Source organism: Burkholderia sp. MSh2, from assembly GCF_000731655.1.
Taxonomy (GTDB): domain Bacteria; phylum Pseudomonadota; class Gammaproteobacteria; order Burkholderiales; family Burkholderiaceae; genus Burkholderia; species Burkholderia paludis.
On record NZ_JPGM01000014.1, the window covers coordinates 20500 to 38065 of the forward strand.

10 protein-coding genes are annotated in these 17566 nt (G+C 71.0%); 5 read left to right on the plus strand and 5 right to left on the minus strand.

The genetic code is table 11. The annotated features are described in order from the left end of the window. The first annotated feature begins 63 nt into the window (after window positions 1–63). Window positions 64–225 (plus strand): hypothetical protein, encoded by a 162-nt coding sequence (locus tag GQ57_RS41535; protein WP_006476417.1) that lies wholly within the window; start codon window positions 64–66, stop codon window positions 223–225. 146 nt (window positions 226–371) lie between these two features. On the opposite strand, the gene GQ57_RS10670 is transcribed toward GQ57_RS41535, so the two are convergent. Both GQ57_RS10670 and GQ57_RS10675 read right to left on the minus strand, forming a co-directional pair. Beyond that, entirely contained in the window at window positions 372–1739 is a 1368-nt protein-coding gene (locus tag GQ57_RS10670) for an amino acid permease (RefSeq protein ID WP_031401853.1), read from the minus strand. A 286-nt stretch (window positions 1740–2025) separates the two neighbouring features. After that, entirely contained in the window at window positions 2026–4317 is a 2292-nt protein-coding gene (locus GQ57_RS10675) for an FUSC family protein (protein ID WP_034197850.1), read from the minus strand. Window positions 4318–4499: 182 nt separating this feature from the next. Between GQ57_RS10675 and recC the strand changes: the two genes are divergently transcribed. From recC to arfB, 4 genes are read left to right on the plus strand one after another with little or no spacing between them, the layout of a single operon-like run. Continuing rightward, window positions 4500–7838 carry an exodeoxyribonuclease V subunit gamma gene (recC, locus tag GQ57_RS10680; RefSeq protein ID WP_034197851.1) on the plus strand — a complete coding sequence of 1113 codons (3339 nt, stop codon included), beginning with the start codon at window positions 4500–4502 and terminating at the stop codon, window positions 7836–7838. Beyond that, entirely contained in the window at window positions 7835–11542 is a 3708-nt protein-coding gene (gene recB / locus GQ57_RS10685; RefSeq protein ID WP_034197852.1) for an exodeoxyribonuclease V subunit beta, read from the plus strand. Before recC ends, recB begins: the two co-directional genes overlap by 4 nt. Then, window positions 11539–13878 carry an AAA family ATPase gene (locus GQ57_RS10690; protein ID WP_034197853.1) on the plus strand — a complete coding sequence of 780 codons (2340 nt, stop codon included), beginning with the start codon at window positions 11539–11541 and terminating at the stop codon, window positions 13876–13878. The genes recB and GQ57_RS10690 overlap by 4 nt, the downstream gene beginning before the upstream one ends. Continuing rightward, the gene (gene arfB, locus GQ57_RS10695) at window positions 13875–14279 is read left to right on the plus strand and encodes an alternative ribosome rescue aminoacyl-tRNA hydrolase ArfB (protein ID WP_034197854.1); all 405 of its coding nucleotides are present in this window, start codon (window positions 13875–13877) and stop codon (window positions 14277–14279) included. Before GQ57_RS10690 ends, arfB begins: the two co-directional genes overlap by 4 nt. Before the next feature lie 80 nt (window positions 14280–14359). Here arfB and GQ57_RS10700 read toward each other — a convergent pair whose 3' ends face one another. The 3 genes from GQ57_RS10700 to GQ57_RS10710 all read right to left on the minus strand — a co-directional run bounded on the left by GQ57_RS10700 (window position 14360) and on the right by GQ57_RS10710 (window position 17367). Continuing rightward, window positions 14360–15640 (minus strand): sensor domain-containing phosphodiesterase, encoded by a 1281-nt coding sequence (locus GQ57_RS10700; protein ID WP_031401859.1) that lies wholly within the window; start codon window positions 15638–15640, stop codon window positions 14360–14362. 410 nt (window positions 15641–16050) lie between these two features. After that, window positions 16051–16977, minus strand: coding sequence for a DMT family transporter (locus GQ57_RS10705; protein ID WP_031401860.1), 927 nt, complete (start codon window positions 16975–16977; stop codon window positions 16051–16053). Window positions 16978–17121: 144 nt separating this feature from the next. Then, window positions 17122–17367 (minus strand): hypothetical protein, encoded by a 246-nt coding sequence (locus tag GQ57_RS10710; protein ID WP_031401861.1) that lies wholly within the window; start codon window positions 17365–17367, stop codon window positions 17122–17124. Window positions 17368–17566: the final 199 nt, after the last annotated feature.

A 17566-nucleotide genomic window follows, 5' to 3' on the forward strand; every position in this document is an offset into this window, starting at 1 on the left:
CGCGGCGGGGGCGCAAGCGCGTAGAATGCCGGCTTCGACGAATTTGACGGAACCGCCCCGACCATGAACGATCAGCGCAAGAAGAACCCAGTCCGCAACGTGAGTATCCTGATCGTCGTCGCCGTCCTGCTCGTGATCGGGACGATCCTGTACAACGCGATTTCGCAGAAGCACGCGTACGACGAGGCCCATCCGGCCGAGGCCGCGAGCGCCGCATCGCACTGACGCACCGGTCGCGGCCCGGTCGGGCCGCGCACGGCGCGTGCGGCAGGTGGGAGAGGGGGCGGCTTCCGGCACGGCAGGCGCCGGGCGAAGCCGTGCAACGGACGGGCGCCCGCGCGGGCGCGCCGCGCAGGGGGATCAGCCGTGCGTCAACGTGACGCAGGTGCGAACTTCGGGCGGATCCGTGCGTAGAACACCGCCGCGAGCAGCGCGAGCCAGGCCGCGCCGACGTACAGCGCGACGCGCGTGTCCTCGAACCAGCCGAGCATCACGATCACGAAGCCCATGAACGCGATCGTCAGCGCCGGTGCGACCGGCCACATCGGCACCTTGAACTTCAGCGCCGCGATTTCGGCGTTCGACAGGCGGCGGCGCATCGCGACCTGCGACAGCAGGATCATCAGCCAGACCCACACGGTCGCGAACGTCGCGATCGCCGCGACCATCAGGAACACGTCCTTCGGCATCAGGTAGTTGAGCAGCACGCCGACGAGCAGCGCGACCGCCATCACGAGCACGGTGACCCACGGCACCCCGTGCCGCGAGGTCGTCATCAGCACGCGCGGCGCCTGGCCCTGCCGCGCCATCCCGAACATCATCCGGCCCGCGCCGAAGATGTCGCTGTTGATGGCCGAGATCGCCGCGCTGATCACGACCAGGTTGAGGATCGTCGCGGCCGACTTCACGCCGAGCGCGGAGAAGATCTGCACGAAAGGGCTGCCGTCGCTGCCGACGCCCGTCCACGGGCTGATCGACATCAGCACGACCATCGTCAGTACATAGAACAGCAGGATCCGCGCGGGCACCGCGTTGATCGCGCGCGGAATCACGCGCTCCGGGTCCTTCGCCTCGCCGGCGCTCATCCCGATCACCTCGATGCCGCCGTACGCGAAGATCACGACCGACAGCGACGCGATCAGCCCGCCGATCCCGTTCGGCAGGAAGCCGCCGTGGTTCCACAGGTTCGCGAACGTCGGCGCGTCGGCCGAATGGCCGAAGTGCATGCCGCTCAGCAGGATCGCGACGCCGCCGCCGATCATCGCGACGATCGCGCCGACCTTGATGATCGACAGCCAGAATTCGAGTTCGCCGAACACCTTCACGTGGCACAGGTTCAGCCCGCAGATGATCGCGACGACGCCGAGCACCCAGATCCATTGCGGGACATCGGGAAACCAGAAGCCCATGTAGATGCCGAACGCGGTGATGTCGGCGATCGCGACGATCACCATTTCGAGCGTATAGGTCCAGCCGGTGACGAAGCCCGCGAACGGGCCGAGGTTCTCGGTCGCATAGTGGCCGAACGAGCCGGCGACGGGATCGCGCACGGCCATCTCGCCGAGTGCGCGCATCACCATGTAGACGGCCGCGCCGCCGAGGAGGTAGGCGAGGATCACGGCCGGGCCGGCGAGCTGGATCGCGGACGCCGAGCCGTAGAACAGGCCCGTGCCGATTGCCGAACCCAGCGCGAGGAAGCGGATGTGCCGCGCGCTCAGGTGGCGCTGCAAGTTTTTCATCGAGTCTCCGATATCGTTATGCGGCGGATCGGGCGACCGAAGCCGGCCCGACTGGCTCAAGTTGTCTATACAACTTAAATATGAACAAATGATAACAAGCCGGGCCGGTCGGCCGGAATCGGGTATTCCCTGACTGGCGCAACGGACGCAACAGGGGGCCGGGCGAGCGCGCGACGGGCGGGCGTGTCGCGTGGAGCGGGCGGATCATGCTTCGGGGGACTGGATCAGGGGCGCCGGGGCCGCTGCGCTGCATGCGCGGGCGGCCGCCGGCCGGGTCTGGCCGCGCTCAGGCGGGCAGGCGGATCACGCTGGCGTCCTTGCGGATCAGCAACGACGACGCGAGCATCTGCTTGCACTGGTGCGCGAGCACTTTCAGGTCGTGCGTGAGCTCGGCGCCCACCGCGTCCGACCGTTCCGCGGACACGACCATGGCATCGAGATCGCGCGTGATCTGCTTGCTTGCCTCGAGCTGGTGGGCGGGCGGCGGCTCGCCGGCCTCCGCTTTTTCGAGATTATCGAGTACCGCCGCGAGGCCGCGGTGCAGCGCGTCGTCGTGGACGAGGCTGTCGTCGGCCGAGCATGCGTTGCGGATCAGCGGGGCGGCGGCCGTGATCTGCGCGCCGAGCACGTGCGTCTGCACGAGCAGGTCGTTCAGTTCCGGCACGAAGCGCTGGTGCGCCTTCGGCTCGATCATCATGCGCTGGAATGCTTGGCCGAGGTTCGCGAACGCGATGTGCACGTCCTTGCGCGCGAGGCGGTAGCGGTAGTCGTCGTCGAGCGTCGCGGCCGGGGTTTCGACCGCCGCGGCCACCCCGGGCACGACGGCCGCGCCGTCGGCGGCCGGCACGGGCGGCGGCGACGCGCCACGCCCGGCACGCCAGACGGCCTCGAAATACTTGCGCGTGGCGGTGAGCATGTCGGCGACCTGCTTGCCCATCAGCCGGTATTCCCAGTACGGGAACAACCGGCTCGCGGCGATCGCGATCATGCAGCCGACCACGGTGTCGATCGCGCGCTCGCCGATGATCCGCATGCTGCCCGGCGCGAGCAGGTGGAACATCAGCAGCACGTACGACGACGTGAACACGACGCTCGCCGCGTAGTTGAACAGCAGCAGGCTGTAGCTCATCACCATCGACCCGAACATGATCGCGATCAGCAGGTGCGGCTCCTTCACGGTGTAGATCAGCGCGATGCTCGCCGCGCAGCCGATCAGCGTGCCGATGATCCGCTGCGCGTTGCGCTGCTTGGTGAGCGAATAGCCGGGCTTCAGGATGATGATGGTCGTCATCACGATCCAGTAGGCGTTCGTGAGCGGCAGCAGCCGGCCGATCCAGAAGCCGACCGCGACCGCGATCGTCACGCGCAGCGCGTGACGGAAGCTCGGCGAGCGCATGTTCAGGTTCGAGAAGATCAGCAGCGGCGACATCCGGCGGCGCTGCAGGAAGCGCGTGAGCGCCTTGTCGATCTTCAGTTCGGTTTTCTGCGGATCGGCGTGACCGGACAGGTTGCGGCGCATCCGGTCGATCAGGCGCGTCGCGCTCCAGATGCGCCGGAACGTCGCGAGCACGGCCGCATAGGCTTCCGCGTTGGTGGCCGCGAAGTTCTTCTTGCGCATCAGCTCGATCTCGTATTCGATCGCGCGCAGTTCGGCCTTCACGCTGATCCGCGAATGCGGTGCGCGGTTCTCGAGCACCGCGAGGCCGATCTCCTCGAGGTCGGCCGCCGCCTTGCGGATCAGGTCGCGATAGAAAATGATCAGATCCGAGCCGCCGAACGTGTTGCGCACCAGCGGGTAATCGGTGTGCGCGCCGACGAACAGCTCGTGCAGGTCGACGCTGTTGATGAACAGGTTGTACATCGTCGTGCGGCCGGGATCGAGCTTGCCGCGCCGCAGCTTCGGCAGGTTGCGCAGCACGATGTCGCGCGCGGTTTCCTGCGTTTCGACCGCGGTGATCTGCTTGGCGACCAGGTTGCGGTAGCACTCGTCGAGATCGGCGTCGAGATCGTAGAACTGCGCGCGCGCGAGCAGGTAGTCGGCGCACGCGAACAGGCTCTCGGCGAGCGCCTGCTGCTCGATCCGGCGCGCCTGCCATTGCGACACGAGCGTGGCCCAGTACGTGTACCAGAGGCCGCCCGCGAGAATCCAGCCGGCGTTGACGAACGCCTGCAGCGGCGTGAATTTCTCCTCGAGCGTCATCACCATCATGAACAGCGTCGCGAAGCTGATCTGCGGCCAGCGGTTGCCGTAGACGACGATCAGCGACAGCACGAACGTGAGCGGCACGATCGTGAGCCACAGCGCGAAGATGTTCGGCGTGGCGAGGCCGGTTGCGAGCGCGGCGAGGAAACCGATCACGCTGCACGCGAGCATTTCGTTCTGCTTGTACTTGAGCGGGCCCGGCATGTCGACGACGCAGGCGCCGAGCGCGCCGGTCGAGATCGTGAAGCCGAGCTCCCGGTTGTTGAACACGATCAGGCACAGCACGGCCGGCAGCGAGACGCCGATCGCGATCCGCAGGCCGCCGAAAAAGTACTGGCTGTAGAAAAACTTTCTGATTTCGACCGAATAGCGCATCGATGGGCTGAATGGCAGACGAAGACGCCCGGAGGCGGCGTATTGACTGGCGACGAGTCTATCGTATTTCACGGCGCCCAAACCCCTGGCCTTCCGGCCGATTCTCGCGGCCGCGACCCTTTGCTATCCTTGGTGCTCCTGTTCGCCCGGCTGGCCCGGCGCGACGTACCGACGCCCGCTTCATGCTCCATCTCTTCTATTCGAACCGTCACGAGACACTGGCCGACGCGCTGCTCGAGGATCTGGCCGCGTTCCCGGCCCGCAACGGGCCGTGGGCGCCGCAGCAGGTTATCGTGCCGAGCGCGGCGCTGCGCCGCCGTCTCGAGCTCGACATCGCCGCGCGCAACGGCGTGTGCGCGAACGTCGAGTTCACGTATCTCGCGCAATGGCTGTGGGCGCAGATCGGCCGCGTGCTGACGGTGCCCGTGCGTTCTCCGTTCGCACCCGACCGCCTCGTGTGGCGCTGCTACCGGCTGTTCGCGCAGGCGGCCGGCGGCGCGCCGTGGCTCGCGTCGCCGCGGCTGGCCGCGTATCTGTCCGCGTCCGACGACGCGATGCGCTACGAGCTCGCGCACCGCGTCGCGGCCGTGCTCGACCATTACCTGACCTATCGCCCCGAATGGCTCGCGGCGTGGCAGGCCGGCGAGTCGGTGCTCGCGGGCGACGCCGCGCCGCGCGGGATCGGCGATGCCGCACGCGACGACGAACGCTGGCAGGCCGCGCTGTGGCGCGCGCTGCTCGCCGAACTGAGCGACAGCGGCACGCCGCCCGCGCACCGTTTCCTCGTCGAGGCGCGCCACCTCGATCCTGAAACCGTCGCGCGCGCCGACTGGCCGGAATCGGTCAGCGTGTTCGCGCTGCCGACCATGCCGCCGCTGCATGTCGCGCTGCTGCGCGAGCTGTCGCGCTGGATCGACGTGCGCGTCTATGCGCTGAACCCGTGCCGCGAATTCTGGTTCGACATCGTGACCGCCGCGCATGCCGAGGCGCTCGACGCGGCCGGCCGGCTCGACTACCAGGAAGTCGGCCACCCGCTGCTCGCCGAATGGGGCAGGCAGACGCAGGCGCAACTGCACATGCTGCACGAACTGACCGAAAGCGCCGCATCGGGCGATGCGTCGCGTTTCGTCGAGAATCCCGCGCCGACCTGGCTCGCGCGCGTGCAGAACGCGATCCTCGAACTGCAGCCGGAGGCGCAAGCCGGCGGCGCGCCGGCCGAGCGCGGCATCGAGGTGCACGTGTGTCACAGCCTGGCGCGCCAGCTCGAGGTGCTGCACGACCGGCTGCTCGCGTGGTTCGACGCCGACGCGAGCCTGCAGCCGTCCGACGTGCTGGTCGCGGTGGCCGACCTCGCGGCGGCCGGGCCGCTGATCGACGCGGTGTTCGGCACCGCCGGCGCCGGCGGCGCGCGCGTGCCGTACCGGATCACCGGCCTGCCGCCGTCGCAGGCGAACCCGGTCGCGCGCGTGCTGCTCGACTGGCTCGCGTTGCCGGAGCGGCATGTCGGCGCGCCGGAGCTGGTCGAATGGTTGCGCGTCGACGCGGTGGCGGCGCGCTACGGCATCGACGCGGCCGCGCTCGAGACGGTGCAGACCTGGCTCGCGGCAGCCGGCGCGCGGCGCGGGCTGTCGCCGCTCGCGAGCGACGACGCGGCCGTGCCGTCGCCGCGCCATACGTTCTCCGATGCGCTCGCGCGGCTTTTTCTCGGCTATGCGATGCCGGAAGGCGCGGCGCCGGTCGGCGCATGGCTGCCGATCGAGGCGGCCACCGGCAGCGAGGCCGAGCTGCTCGGCCGGCTCGCGCGCTTCACCGACGATCTCGACGGCTTCGCGCGGCAACTCGGCGAAGCGCACACGCCGCGCGGCTGGAGCGAACTCTTCGCCGACACGCTCGCACGTTTCTTCGATTCGGGCGCCGCGCATGCGGACGCGCTCGCGGGCGTGCGCGACGCGCTCGACGCGATGCTGGCCGCGATGAAGGAGGGCGCACCCGACGAAGCGCTGCCGGCGGCCGTCGTCCGGGCGGGGCTGGCCGCCGCGCTCGACGATCCGGCGCGCGGCGGGGTGCCGTGGGGCGGCGTCACGTTCTCGTCGCTGACGAGCTTGCGCGGTCTGCCGTATCGCGTCGTCTGCCTGCTCGGGATGGACGACGGCGTGCTGCCGAGCCTCGCGCGCGCGGACGAATTCGACCTGATGGCCGTGTTGCCGAAGCTAGGCGACCGGCAGCGCCGCGACGACGAGCGCAACCTGTTCCTCGACCTGCTGCTCGCCGCGCGCGACCGGTTGCTGATCGCGTACACGGGCCGCAGCATCCGCGACAACGCGCCGTTGCCGCCGGCGGCGCTCGTCGACGAACTGCTCGACCACCTGGCGCTCGTCACGGCCGGGCCCGACGCCGCGCCGGACGCGGTCGATGCCGCGCGGCGCGCGTTCGTCGTCGAACATCCGCTGCAACCGTTCGCGGCCGCGTATTTTCAGCCCGGCAGCGGGCTCGCCTCCTATGACGCCGAGCGCGCGACACTCGCGTCGCTGCTGGCCGCCGAGGCGGCGCGCGACGCTCCGCGCGAGCAGCCGTTCTTCGCGCAGCCGCTGCCGGTCGAACCGGTCGAGCCGGTCGCATTCGGCGAGTTCGAACGTTTCTGGCGGCATCCCGCGCGTGCGCTGCTGCGTGCACGGCTGGGCATCGTGCTCTCCGACGTGCAGGCCGAACTGCTCGACACGGAGCCGTTCGCGCTCGACTTCGCCGGCAGCGACGCGCTCGCCGAGCGCGTGCTGCCGCTGCTGATCGAATCGGGCGACGGGGCCGTGCACGATCACGCGCTGCGCATTGCGGACGCGAGCCCGGAATTGCCGGGCGGCGCGACGGGCGCCGTATGGCGCGACCAGGCGCTCGGCTCGATGTCGCAACTGGCGTCGAACGTGCGCCGCGCGCTGGCCGAGGGCATGGAACGTCGGCCGTTCTCGCTCGTCGTGGTGCCGGCGTGGCCGGATACGGATCAGGCGCTGTTCGGCGCCGACGACGCGATGCTGTCGGCCGACGCGGTAAGCGCACCGCTCGAATTGCACGGCACGCTGAACCGGCTGACGCCGGCCGGGCAGATCATCTATCGCTATGCGCGGCCGAGTGCGCGCGACTACCTGTCCGCGTGGCTCGCGCATCTCGTCTATTGCGCGGTCGAACCGGACGGCCCGCGCCGCACATTGTGGTTCGGCAGCGGCGGCGCGTTCGAGCTGACGCCCGTCGCGGCGCCGCTCGAGCGGCTCGCGCCGCTGGCCGCGCTGTTTCGCGCCGGGCGGCGCATGCCGCTGCGGTTTTTCCCGCGCAGCGCATGGGCGACGGTGTCCGACGGGGAGGCCAAGGCCGCGAGCGTCTGGATCAACGAGCGCGTCGTGAGCGAGGCCGACGATCCGGCCATCGCGATCGCATGGCGCGGCGCGCATGCGTCGCTCGACGAGCCGTTCGGCACGCTCGCGCGGCTCGTGTTCGAGCCGCTCGTCGAGCATCTGAAGGAGGTCGCATGAGTGTCGTGACGCAGCAGTCCGCGCTCGAACTCGACGTGTTCGCGTGCCCGCTCGACGGCGTCAACCAGATCGAGGCGTCGGCGGGCACCGGCAAGACCTGGAACATCTGCGCGCTGTACGTGCGCCTGTTGCTGGAGAAGGACCTCGGCGCGGACGAGATCCTCGTCGTGACCTTCACGAAGGCAGCGACCGCCGAACTGCACGAGCGGATTCGCAGTCGGCTCGCGCAGCTCGCGCACGCGCTCGACACGGGGGACGACGGCGGCGATCCGTTCATCGGGCGCCTGCTCGACACGACGCTCGGCGAACACGGCGCGCTCGATCCCGAAACCGCCGCGAAGCGGATCCGGCGCGCGCTGCGCGCATTCGACCAGGCCGCGATCCATACGATCCACGCGTTCTGCCAGCGCGCGCTGCAGGAAGCGCCGTTCGCGGCCGCGATGCCGTTCGCGTTCGACATGGAGGCCGACGATGCGGCGCTGCGCTTCGAACTCGCGGCGGATTTCTGGCGCACGCGGGTCGAACCGGCCGCCGCGCGCTGGCCGGGCTTCGCGATCTGGCTGGTCGAGTCGGGCGCGGGCCCGGCCGCGCTCGATGCACAGCTCGCGCGCCGGCTGAAGAAGCCGCTCGCGGCGCTGCGCTGGGACGGCGTGACCGAGCCGGACGAAGCCGCCGAGGCGGCCGCGGCCGAATGCTTCGCGGAGGCCGCGCGGATGTGGGCGGCCGAGCGCGATGCAATCGGCGCGTTGTTGCACGCGGCGCAACCCGTGCTCAACCAGCGCTCGCACAAGCCCGACGCTGTTGCCGATGCGCTCGACGCGTGGGCCGCGCATTTCGCGCAGGGCGAAGCGGCGGCCGCGTTGCCGAAGGCGGCGCTGAAGCTCACGCGCACCGCGCTGGCGAAGGCGACGAAAAAAGGCGGCGCGACGCCCGAACATGCATTCTTCGACGTGGCCGACGCGCTCGAGGCGGCCGTGGCGGCAGCCGAGGCCGCGCAGCGCGCGCGCTGGCTCGCGCTGATCGCCGACTGGCTCGACATGGCGCCGGGCGAGCTGGCCGAGCGCAAGCGCACGCGGCGCATCGTGTCGTTCGACGATCTGCTCGCGAACCTGTACCACGCGCTGCATGCGCACCCGTGGCTCGCGCAGACGCTGCGCGCGCGCTATCCGGCCGCCCTGATCGACGAGTTCCAGGATACCGACCCGCTGCAGTTCGCGATCTTCGACCGGATCTTCGCGCCGGGCGGCCCGCTGTTTCTCGTCGGCGATCCGAAGCAGGCGATCTACAGCTTCCGCGCGGCCGACCTGCACACCTATCTTGCCGCGCGCGCACGTGCGAGCGCGTGCTATACGCTCGCGGTCAACCAGCGCTCGACGCCGGCAATCGTCGATGCGTGCAACCGCTTCTTCATGTCGAATCCGCGCGCGTTCGTGCTCGACGGGCTCGACTATTACCCGGTGCGCGCGGGCACGCGTGTGCGTGCGCCGTTCGTCGACGAAACCGATCCGGGCCCGGCCGGCGACTTCCGGGTCTGGGCATTGCCGGGTGGCGAGGGCACGCTGCTCAAGCGCGACGCGCAGGCGCAGGCCGCCCAGGCCTGCGCGGCCGAGATCGCGCGGCTGATGCGCGGCGCGCGCGAGGGGCGCGTGCGGCTGGGCGACGCGCCGTTGTCGCCGGGCGACATCGCGGTGCTCGTGCAGACGCACCGGCAAGGCAGCCTGGTGAAACGCGTGCTGGCCACGTGGGGCATCGGCAGCGTCGAGCTGGCGCAGGCCTCGGTGTTCTCGACCGGCGACGCCGAGCAGCTCGAACGCGTACTGGCGGCGATCGACGCGCCGGGCGACCTGCGGCGTCTGCGCGCGGCGCTCGCGTCCGACTGGTTCGGCCTCGATGCCGGCGCGCTGTGGCGAATGGAGCAGGGCGACGGCGATGCGGCGCGCGAAGCGTCGGCGGCCGACGGCGCCGACGCGATGAGCTGGGTCGAGCGCTTCTCGCGCTATCGGCTGTTGTGGCGCGAGCGCGGGTTCGCGGTGATGTGGCGCACGTTCACGCGCGAGCTGCGGATCGCCGAGCGGCTGATGGCCGGCGCGGACGGTGAGCGCCGAGTGACTGACCTCAATCACCTGGCCGAACTGACGCAGGCGCGCGCGTCCGCCCAGCCGGGCATCGCGCCGACGCTGCGCTGGCTCGCCGCGCAGCGGCTCGACGGCGGCGGCGAGGAAGCGCAGTTGCGGCTCGAATCCGATCGCAACCTCGTGCAGATCGTCACCGTGCACAAGTCGAAAGGCCTGGAGTATGCGATCGTCTTCTGTCCGTTCCTGAACGACGGCGGGTTGCGCGAGCCGCCGTCGTCCGCGTTGCCGGATGCCCGCGAGTATCACGACGACGCGGGCGACGCGGTGCTGCATTACGGATGCGACGACGAGGCGGCCGCGCACGCGGCAAGGCAGGCGATGCGCGAGCAGGCCGCGGAACGCGCCCGGCTCGTTTACGTGGCGCTCACACGCGCGGTGTATCGCTGCTACGTCGTCGCCGGGCCGTACCTGTCGTCGCGCTCGACGCGCGAGGCGCGGCGCAGCGTGCTGAACTGGCTGGTCGCCGGCGCCGGCCAGCCGTTCGACGCGTGGCTCGACGAGCCGCCCGACGAAGCCGCGCTCGACGCGGCGTGGCGCGCGCTCGCGGGCGGCCCCGTGAGCGTCGCGCCGCTGCCGGCGCCCGCGCGCCGCGAGCGTCTCGCGGCGGGGCACGACGCAGCGCAGACGCTCGCGGCACGCCACGCGACGCGTATGCTGCGCGATGCGTGGCGGATGGCGAGCTTCAGTTCGCTGACCGCATCGATGGCGCGCGAGGAGGCGGGCGTCGCGGCCGTGCCGGACGACGAACTGCGGCCCGATCACGATGCGCTCGCCGAGGTGACGCCCGATGGCGCGTCGCTGCTGGCCGACACGGTGGCGCCCGAACCGCCGGACGACGACATCCTCGTGTTCCCGCGCGGCGCGGCGGCGGGCGAGTGCCTGCACCGCCTGTTCGAACTGAGCCGGTTCACGCAGCCCGACTCGTGGCACGCGGCCGCGCTCGGCGCGCTGCACGACCGGCCGGTCGAGGCCGAGCCCGAACTCGCGCCGCGCCTGCCGGCCATGATGGCGCGGCTGGTCGGCGATGTCGTGCGCACCGAGCTCGTGCCGGGCATGCGGCTCGCCGATCTCGATCCCGCGAAGCGGCTCGACGAAATGGGTTTCCTGTTCCCGGCGCCGGCGCTCGACCTGACGGCGCTGCGCCGGCTGCTGGTCGCGCACGGCTACCCGGACGTTGCACTCGAGGCGGGCACGCTCGCCGGTTTCATCAAGGGTTTCATCGACATGATCGTCGAACACGACGGCCGCTTCTGGATCGTCGACTGGAAGTCGAACCATCTCGGCACGACGCCGGATGCCTACGGCCCGCGCGCGCTCGACGTCGCGATGGCCGACCACGCCTATCACCTGCAGGCGCTGCTCTATACGGTCGCGCTGCATCGCTACCTGCGCGGGCGGCTTCCCGACTACGATTACGACACGCACATCGCGGGCTACCTGTACCTGTTCGTGCGCGGCGTGCGGCCCGACTGGCGCAGCGGCGGCGAGCCGGCCGGCGTGCATGCGCGGCGGCCCGCGCGCGAACTCGTCGACGCACTCGACCGGATGATGGAAGGGGGCCGCGCATGAACGCATCCGACGACACGCTCGAATTTACCGGCGGCCTCGTTGCACGGCTGCCCGAACCGGCCGATTTCGGCATCGCGCTCGCGGAAGGCTTTGCACGTCGCATCGGCGACCTCGCGCGCCGCGCCGGCGCGCCGGCCGCGTCCGCGCGCTGGGCGGCGCGCGCCGCGTTCGCAACGAGCCGCGCGACCGCCGGCGGTCACGTCTGCGTCGCGCTCGGCGCGCTCGCGCAGCGCTACGAAGCGCCGCTCGACGACGTGCGCGCGGCGCTTGCCGCGAGCGGCGTGGTCGCGTTCGGCACGCTCGCGCGCGGCGACGAGCGGCCGCTGATCGTCGACCGGCACGACCACCTGTACCTGTCGCGCTATTTCGACTACGAGCGGCGCCTGGCCGATGCGCTCGTGGCGCAGGCCGGGGCGGCGGCGCCGGACGGCGGCCTGTCGCCCGACCGGTTGCGCGACAGCCTCGCGCGCTACTTCGGGCCCGCGACCGGCGAGGTCGACTGGCAGCGCGTCGCGGCGATCGTGGCGCTGACGGGGCGCGTGACGATCGTCAGCGGCGGCCCCGGCACGGGCAAGACGACGACCGTCGTCGGCGTGCTGGCGTGCCTGCTCGATGCTCACCCGGGTTTGCGCATCGCACTGGCCGCGCCGACCGGCAAGGCCGCGCAGCGGATGCAGGAAGCGCTGCATGCGCGGGCCGGCGACCTGCCGCCCGAACTCGCGGCGCACCTGCCCGACACGTCGTACACGCTGCATCGGCTGCTGGGCGGCGGCGGGGCGGCCGGCTTCCGGCATCATCGCGACAATCCGCTGCCGTACGACCTGATCGTCGTCGACGAGGCGTCGATGATCGACGTCGCGCTCGCCGCGCATCTGCTCGACGCGCTCGCACCGGGCGCCCGGCTCGTGCTGCTCGGCGACAAGGATCAACTGGCCGCGGTCGAGGCGGGCGCCGTGTTCGCGGAGCTGAGCGCGCGGCCGGCGTTTACCGCCGCGGCGCGCACGCGCATCGCGCAGGCGCTCGGCATCGACGAGGCGGCGTTCGTCGCGGCGTTGCCGGTGCCGGACGAAACGGCAACCGCCGCGGTTCCGGCGGCGAATCCGGTTGCAGCCGCGGCCCGTGCCCCGGCATCTCCGCCGGCATCCGCCGTTGCCGTCGCAGCCGTTCGCAAACGGGCGGCGCGGCCGAAAGCCGATGCGCGACAGGCATCGCTGTTCGACGACGAGCCGCAGGATGACGAAGCATCCTCGGCCGAAGCGGGGGCGCCGCCGGCCGCCGGCCCGATGCCGGCCGAAACCGGCGAGGCGGCTGGAGCGGGCGTCGCGGGCGACGACTCCGCGTGGATCGGGGCCGACGAACTCGCGTGGCTCGATACCGTCGAGCTGCCGCCGTTCGACGCAGGCGACGCGGCGCTTGCGTCGGTCGCGTCGGCCTGGCCGGGCGACCCTGCCGCCGCTGCCGCCGCTTCCGCCACGCAAGTGCCTGCCTCCGCGCCAGCGCCGCTCGCGGACTGCGTCGTCTGGCTCGAGCGCAATTACCGCTTCGGTCTCGATTCGCCGATCGGGCGGCTGTCGCTCGCGATCCGCCGCGGCGACGTGCAGGCCGCACTCGATGCGCTTCCCGCGGACGACGCGGCTGCCGCGTCGTTCCACGACGATGCAGGCGATACGCTCGCATCGTCGACGGTCGAGCGGCTTGCGCGCCGGTTCGGCGCTTACCTCGATGCGTTGCGCGACGCGCTGGCCGCGCCGGCGCCTGATCCGCTGCCGCTGTTCGATGCGCTCAACCGGTTCCGGATCCTGTGCGCGACCCGCAACGGCTCGCGCGGCGCGGAGCACGTCAATGCGCTCGTGGCCGCGCATGTGCGGCATGCGGCGCGCGTGCCGCTGGCGGTCGGCGCGCACTGGTTTGCCGGGCGGCCGATCATGGTGACCCGCAACGACTATGCGCTCGGGTTGTTCAACGGCGATATCGGCATCGCGTTGCCCGACGCGCACGGTGTGCTGCGCGTGTGGTTCAGGCGTGCGGACGGCACCGCGCGCGCGGTGTCGCCGGCCGCGCTGCCGCCGCACGAAACCGCGTTCGCGCTGACGGTCCACAAGTCGCAGGGCTCGGAATTCGACGAAGCCGCGCTCGTGTTGCCGGCCTCGTTCAGCCGGGTGCTCACGCGCGAACTCGTGTACACGGCCGTCACGCGAGCCCGCACGCGCGTGCAGGTGATCGGGCCGCGGCGCGTGCTGGCGCAAGCGGTCGCGACGCGCACGCAGCGCGATTCCGGGCTCGCGGCCCGGGTCGACGAAGCGCTCGCCCGGCATCGCATGGAGGTGTCGCGATGATGATCCGCTATACGCTCGATCCGGCCGACGTCGAATGGACGGCCGTGCGCGCACAGGGTGCGGGCGGGCAGAACGTGAACAAGGTCTCGAGCGCGATCCACCTGCGCTTCGATATCCGTGCGTCGTCGCTGCCACCCGTCATCAAGGAGCGGCTGCTCGCGCTGTCCGACCAGCGCATTACGCGCGACGGCGTCGTGGTGATCAAGTCGCAGGAATATCGCACCCAGGAGAAGAACCGCGAAGCCGCGCTGGAGCGGCTCGATACGCTGATCGGCAGCGTCGCGTTCACGCCGCGCGCGCGGGTCGCCACGCGGCCGACGCGCGCATCGAAGGAACGGCGGCTCGAGCACAAGTCGCGCCGCAGCGCGGTGAAGTCGGGAAGAGGGCGGGTGGACGACTGACGAACGGAGGCGCAACCGCAACCGCAACCGGCGGCAGGCGGCAGGCGTGCCGGCCGCCTGGTCGCCCGCCGCCGCGCCGGCTATCGCATCACGGTTCCGGCGCTGTCGAGCACGAAGTCGACGCAGAACACGACGAGCCGGCTCTGCGCGCGGATCGCGACGGCGGCCGTGTAGCAGTCGCGGCCTTCGGTCAGCGAGAAATGCGGGCCCATCAGCGCGACGCGCCCGGGCGCGGCGATCGCGCGCTGGAAGTACGGGCGCCGCGACCAGTTGCTGTGGGTTTCCGGAAACAGCGGCGCAAGCCGGGTGGCAGCCGACTGGCCGTCGTCGGTGTGCGCGCCGATCGACGGCAGGAACTGCTCGCCGGTTTCGTCGGTGACGAACACGCGGCGCGCGGCCGGCACCGCGAACACGCGTTGCGCGGCGTCCTGCAGGTTGCCGCTCGCGGAAAACGCGGCCGCGCCGGTGAGCACCAGCCGCTCGATCGCGTCGAAGCCCGGCTGCTCGGCGGCGACCGGCGTGTGCCGGCGGGCGATGAAGCGTTGCCACGCGGCGTCGAGCATCGCGGGGGCGGCCGCGCTCGCGTGCGCGATCGATGCATCGGGCTGGCCGAACTGGAAACCCTGCACGAAATCGATATCGGCTTCCATCAGCGCCTGCAGTGCGTCGTCGCTTTCGACGCCCTCGGCGAGCACCATCGCGCCGGCCTGATGCAGCATCGACACGAGGTGGTGCATGATGCGGCGATCGTCGGTCGACCCGGTCGAGCGCTCGACGAGCGAGCGGTCGAGCTTGACGATGTCGGGCCGCGTGCGCCACACGCGGTCGAAGTTCGAGAATCCCGTGCCGAAATCGTCGATCGCGATCAGGAAGTCGCGATGCTGGATCATGTCGATCGTGCGGGCGAGCGCGGCTTCGTCGCGCGCCGGTTGCTCGACGACCTCCAGCACGATGCGGTTCGGCGGCAGCGTGAAATGCCGGCACAGCGCCTCGACGAATTCGCGCTGCACCAGGCCCGAATCGAGCACGCGCGGCGTCACGTTCAGGAACAGCCAGCCGTCGCCGATGCCCTGCGCGACGAAGTTGGCCGTGTGCAGGCAGCGCGCGAGCCGGTCGAGCAGCAGCGCGTCGGCGTCGGCGCGGGTCTTGTCGAACAGCGCGGCGGGCGAGATCAGCGTGCCGTTCGCATCGACGACGCGCAGCAGCGCCTCGTAGCCGACGACCCGCTTGTGCGTGATCGACAGTACCGGCTGGAACACGCTGCGCAGCGTCGTGGTGCGATAGGTGGCGATCCAGCCGCCTGGCGTCGGCGTGAGGCGTTCGAGCAGGGAGTCGAGCGAGAGGTCGCGGGCGGTCTTCATGTCAACGGCGCCCTGGCGCGAACGGCGGGGCGACAGCGCGCCGCCGTGCCGAAGCAGTCGCACGCGCCGGCGGACGCGAAAGGACGAGGCACATCGTGACCGCCTTCTGCGGGTAAGTGTTCGCAGTGTAGCGGGAATGCGGCGGCTCGCGTATCAGGGAAACTCCAGACGGGCTGCAGTGCGGGCTGCGGCCGGCCGCGCGCGTGCGCGCCGCGAAGCGGAGGGCGTCGCCGCACGTGAGCCCATGGTGTCACGGCGTGGGCGGAGCGCGAGGCGGGATATTCCGGCTGCCGCGAAGGCCGCCCGGACAGGACGCCGTCTGATGAATGCCGGCGGCGCGCCGGGGAAGCGGCGCACGGCCGCCGCGTCTCGCTTCACGCGCGACGGCGGTGCGCGCCTCCGGATCGTCGTCAGGCCGCTCCGTTGCTGCGCGGCCGCAGGCCGGGAATCCGCCTGATCGCGCCGGTGGCGAGCGCGGTGCCGACGAGCACGATCGCGCAGCCTTCGATCATCACGGCCGACACGTGTTCGCCGAGGAACAGCGCGCCCCACAGCAGTCCGAACACGGGAATCACGAACGTCACGGTAATCGCGCGGGCGGGGCCGACGTGCGCGATCAGGTAGAAGTAGATGAAATACGCGATGCCCGTGCACGCAACGCCGAGGGCGAGCACCGAGCCCCATGCGTGCGCGCTCACCGGCGCCGCCGGCCAGGTGGCGATCGCGAACGGCAGCAGCAGCACGGTGGAGCCGATCATGCTGCCGGTCGCGTTGACGAGCGGATCGACGCCGCTCAGCTTGCGCTTCGTGTAATTGGCCGCGATGCCGTACAGCAGCGTCGCGCCGAGTGCGGCGGCGGCGGCGAGCGCGGTGGCCGTGGCACCGGTGTCGCCGTGCGCGGTCGCGACCTGGTTCCAGACGAGCGTGAGCACGCCGGCGAAACCGATCACGAGGCCGAGCGCGCGCGGCAGCGACAGCTTGTCCTTCAGCCACAGGTAGGCGACGAGCGCGCCCCAGAGCGGCGTCGTCGCATTGATCACCGACGTCACGCCGGCCGACAGCGTCAGTTCGGCAAACGCGAACAGGCAGAACGGGATGCCCGAGTTCAGCGCGCCGACGACGAACAGCGGCCATGCGCGACGGCGCAGCTCGGCGCCGAGGTCGGCGGGTTTGAAGCGGGTCAGCGCGAAGCCGGCGAGGAACAGCGCGCCGATGCCGACCCGCAGCGCCATCAGCGGCGCGACGCCCAGATCGACGACGCCGATCCGGATAAACAGGAACGACGCGCCCCACAGGGCGGCGAGCACGGTCAGCAGCAGGGCGTTCTTGGGCGACATCGATCGTGAGGGCGGGGGGAAGGGATGGAGGGCATCTTACACCCCGCCGGCACGCCGTCGTTTCAGGTTTGGATGAAACGACAAGAAACGGGAAGTTTGCCGGTTGCCGGCCCGCTGCGATCGGGGGCAGGCAGTCGCACGCGATCAGTGATGACGCCAGCCGCCGCGTCCGCCGAAGCCGAAATCGAGCGAGACCGACGGTCCCCAGTAGCCGCCGTACGCGGGCACGTAGGCCGGCGCCGGATAGTAGTAAGCGGGGCCTGGATCGACGTAGACGGGCGCCGCCACGGGCGCCGCCGTGTAATAGCCGCCAGGATAGTAGCCGTACGGGTAGTAGCAGCCGGCGAGTGTCGCACCGGCGAGCGCCGCGGCGACGAAGGTCCTGTTCATGATGTTTCTCCGGCGGAGCCGGCAATCGGCCGATGCTCAGGGCGTGAACACACCCCAAGCTTAGGCCGCGCCCCGATGACACGGTGTGCCAAACGGTAACGGATCGTTTCCGCGCCCGCTGCGGGCCACGTTGCGGCGCCGCATGCGAAAACGGCGCCGCCGCGCCGCGGAAACGCCGTCCGGCCGAAAAGCCGCGGCG

Bases quoted from the DNA above. Each gene is read 5' to 3' on its own strand.
- GQ57_RS41535 (WP_006476417.1), top strand. From the start codon at position 64: ATGAACGATCAGCGCAAGAAGAACCCAGTCCGCAACGTGAGTATCCTG.
- GQ57_RS10710 (WP_031401861.1), bottom strand. From the start codon at position 17,367: ATGAACAGGACCTTCGTCGCCGCGGCGCTCGCCGGTGCGACACTCGCC.
- GQ57_RS10705 (WP_031401860.1), bottom strand. From the start codon at position 16,977: ATGTCGCCCAAGAACGCCCTGCTGCTGACCGTGCTCGCCGCCCTGTGG.
- arfB (WP_034197854.1), top strand. From the start codon at position 13,875: ATGATGATCCGCTATACGCTCGATCCGGCCGACGTCGAATGGACGGCC.
- recB (WP_034197852.1), top strand. From the start codon at position 7,835: ATGAGTGTCGTGACGCAGCAGTCCGCGCTCGAACTCGACGTGTTCGCG.
- recC (WP_034197851.1), top strand. From the start codon at position 4,500: ATGCTCCATCTCTTCTATTCGAACCGTCACGAGACACTGGCCGACGCG.
- GQ57_RS10675 (WP_034197850.1), bottom strand. From the start codon at position 4,317: ATGCGCTATTCGGTCGAAATCAGAAAGTTTTTCTACAGCCAGTACTTT.
- GQ57_RS10690 (WP_034197853.1), top strand. From the start codon at position 11,539: ATGAACGCATCCGACGACACGCTCGAATTTACCGGCGGCCTCGTTGCA.
- GQ57_RS10700 (WP_031401859.1), bottom strand. From the start codon at position 15,640: ATGAAGACCGCCCGCGACCTCTCGCTCGACTCCCTGCTCGAACGCCTC.
- GQ57_RS10670 (WP_031401853.1), bottom strand. From the start codon at position 1,739: ATGAAAAACTTGCAGCGCCACCTGAGCGCGCGGCACATCCGCTTCCTC.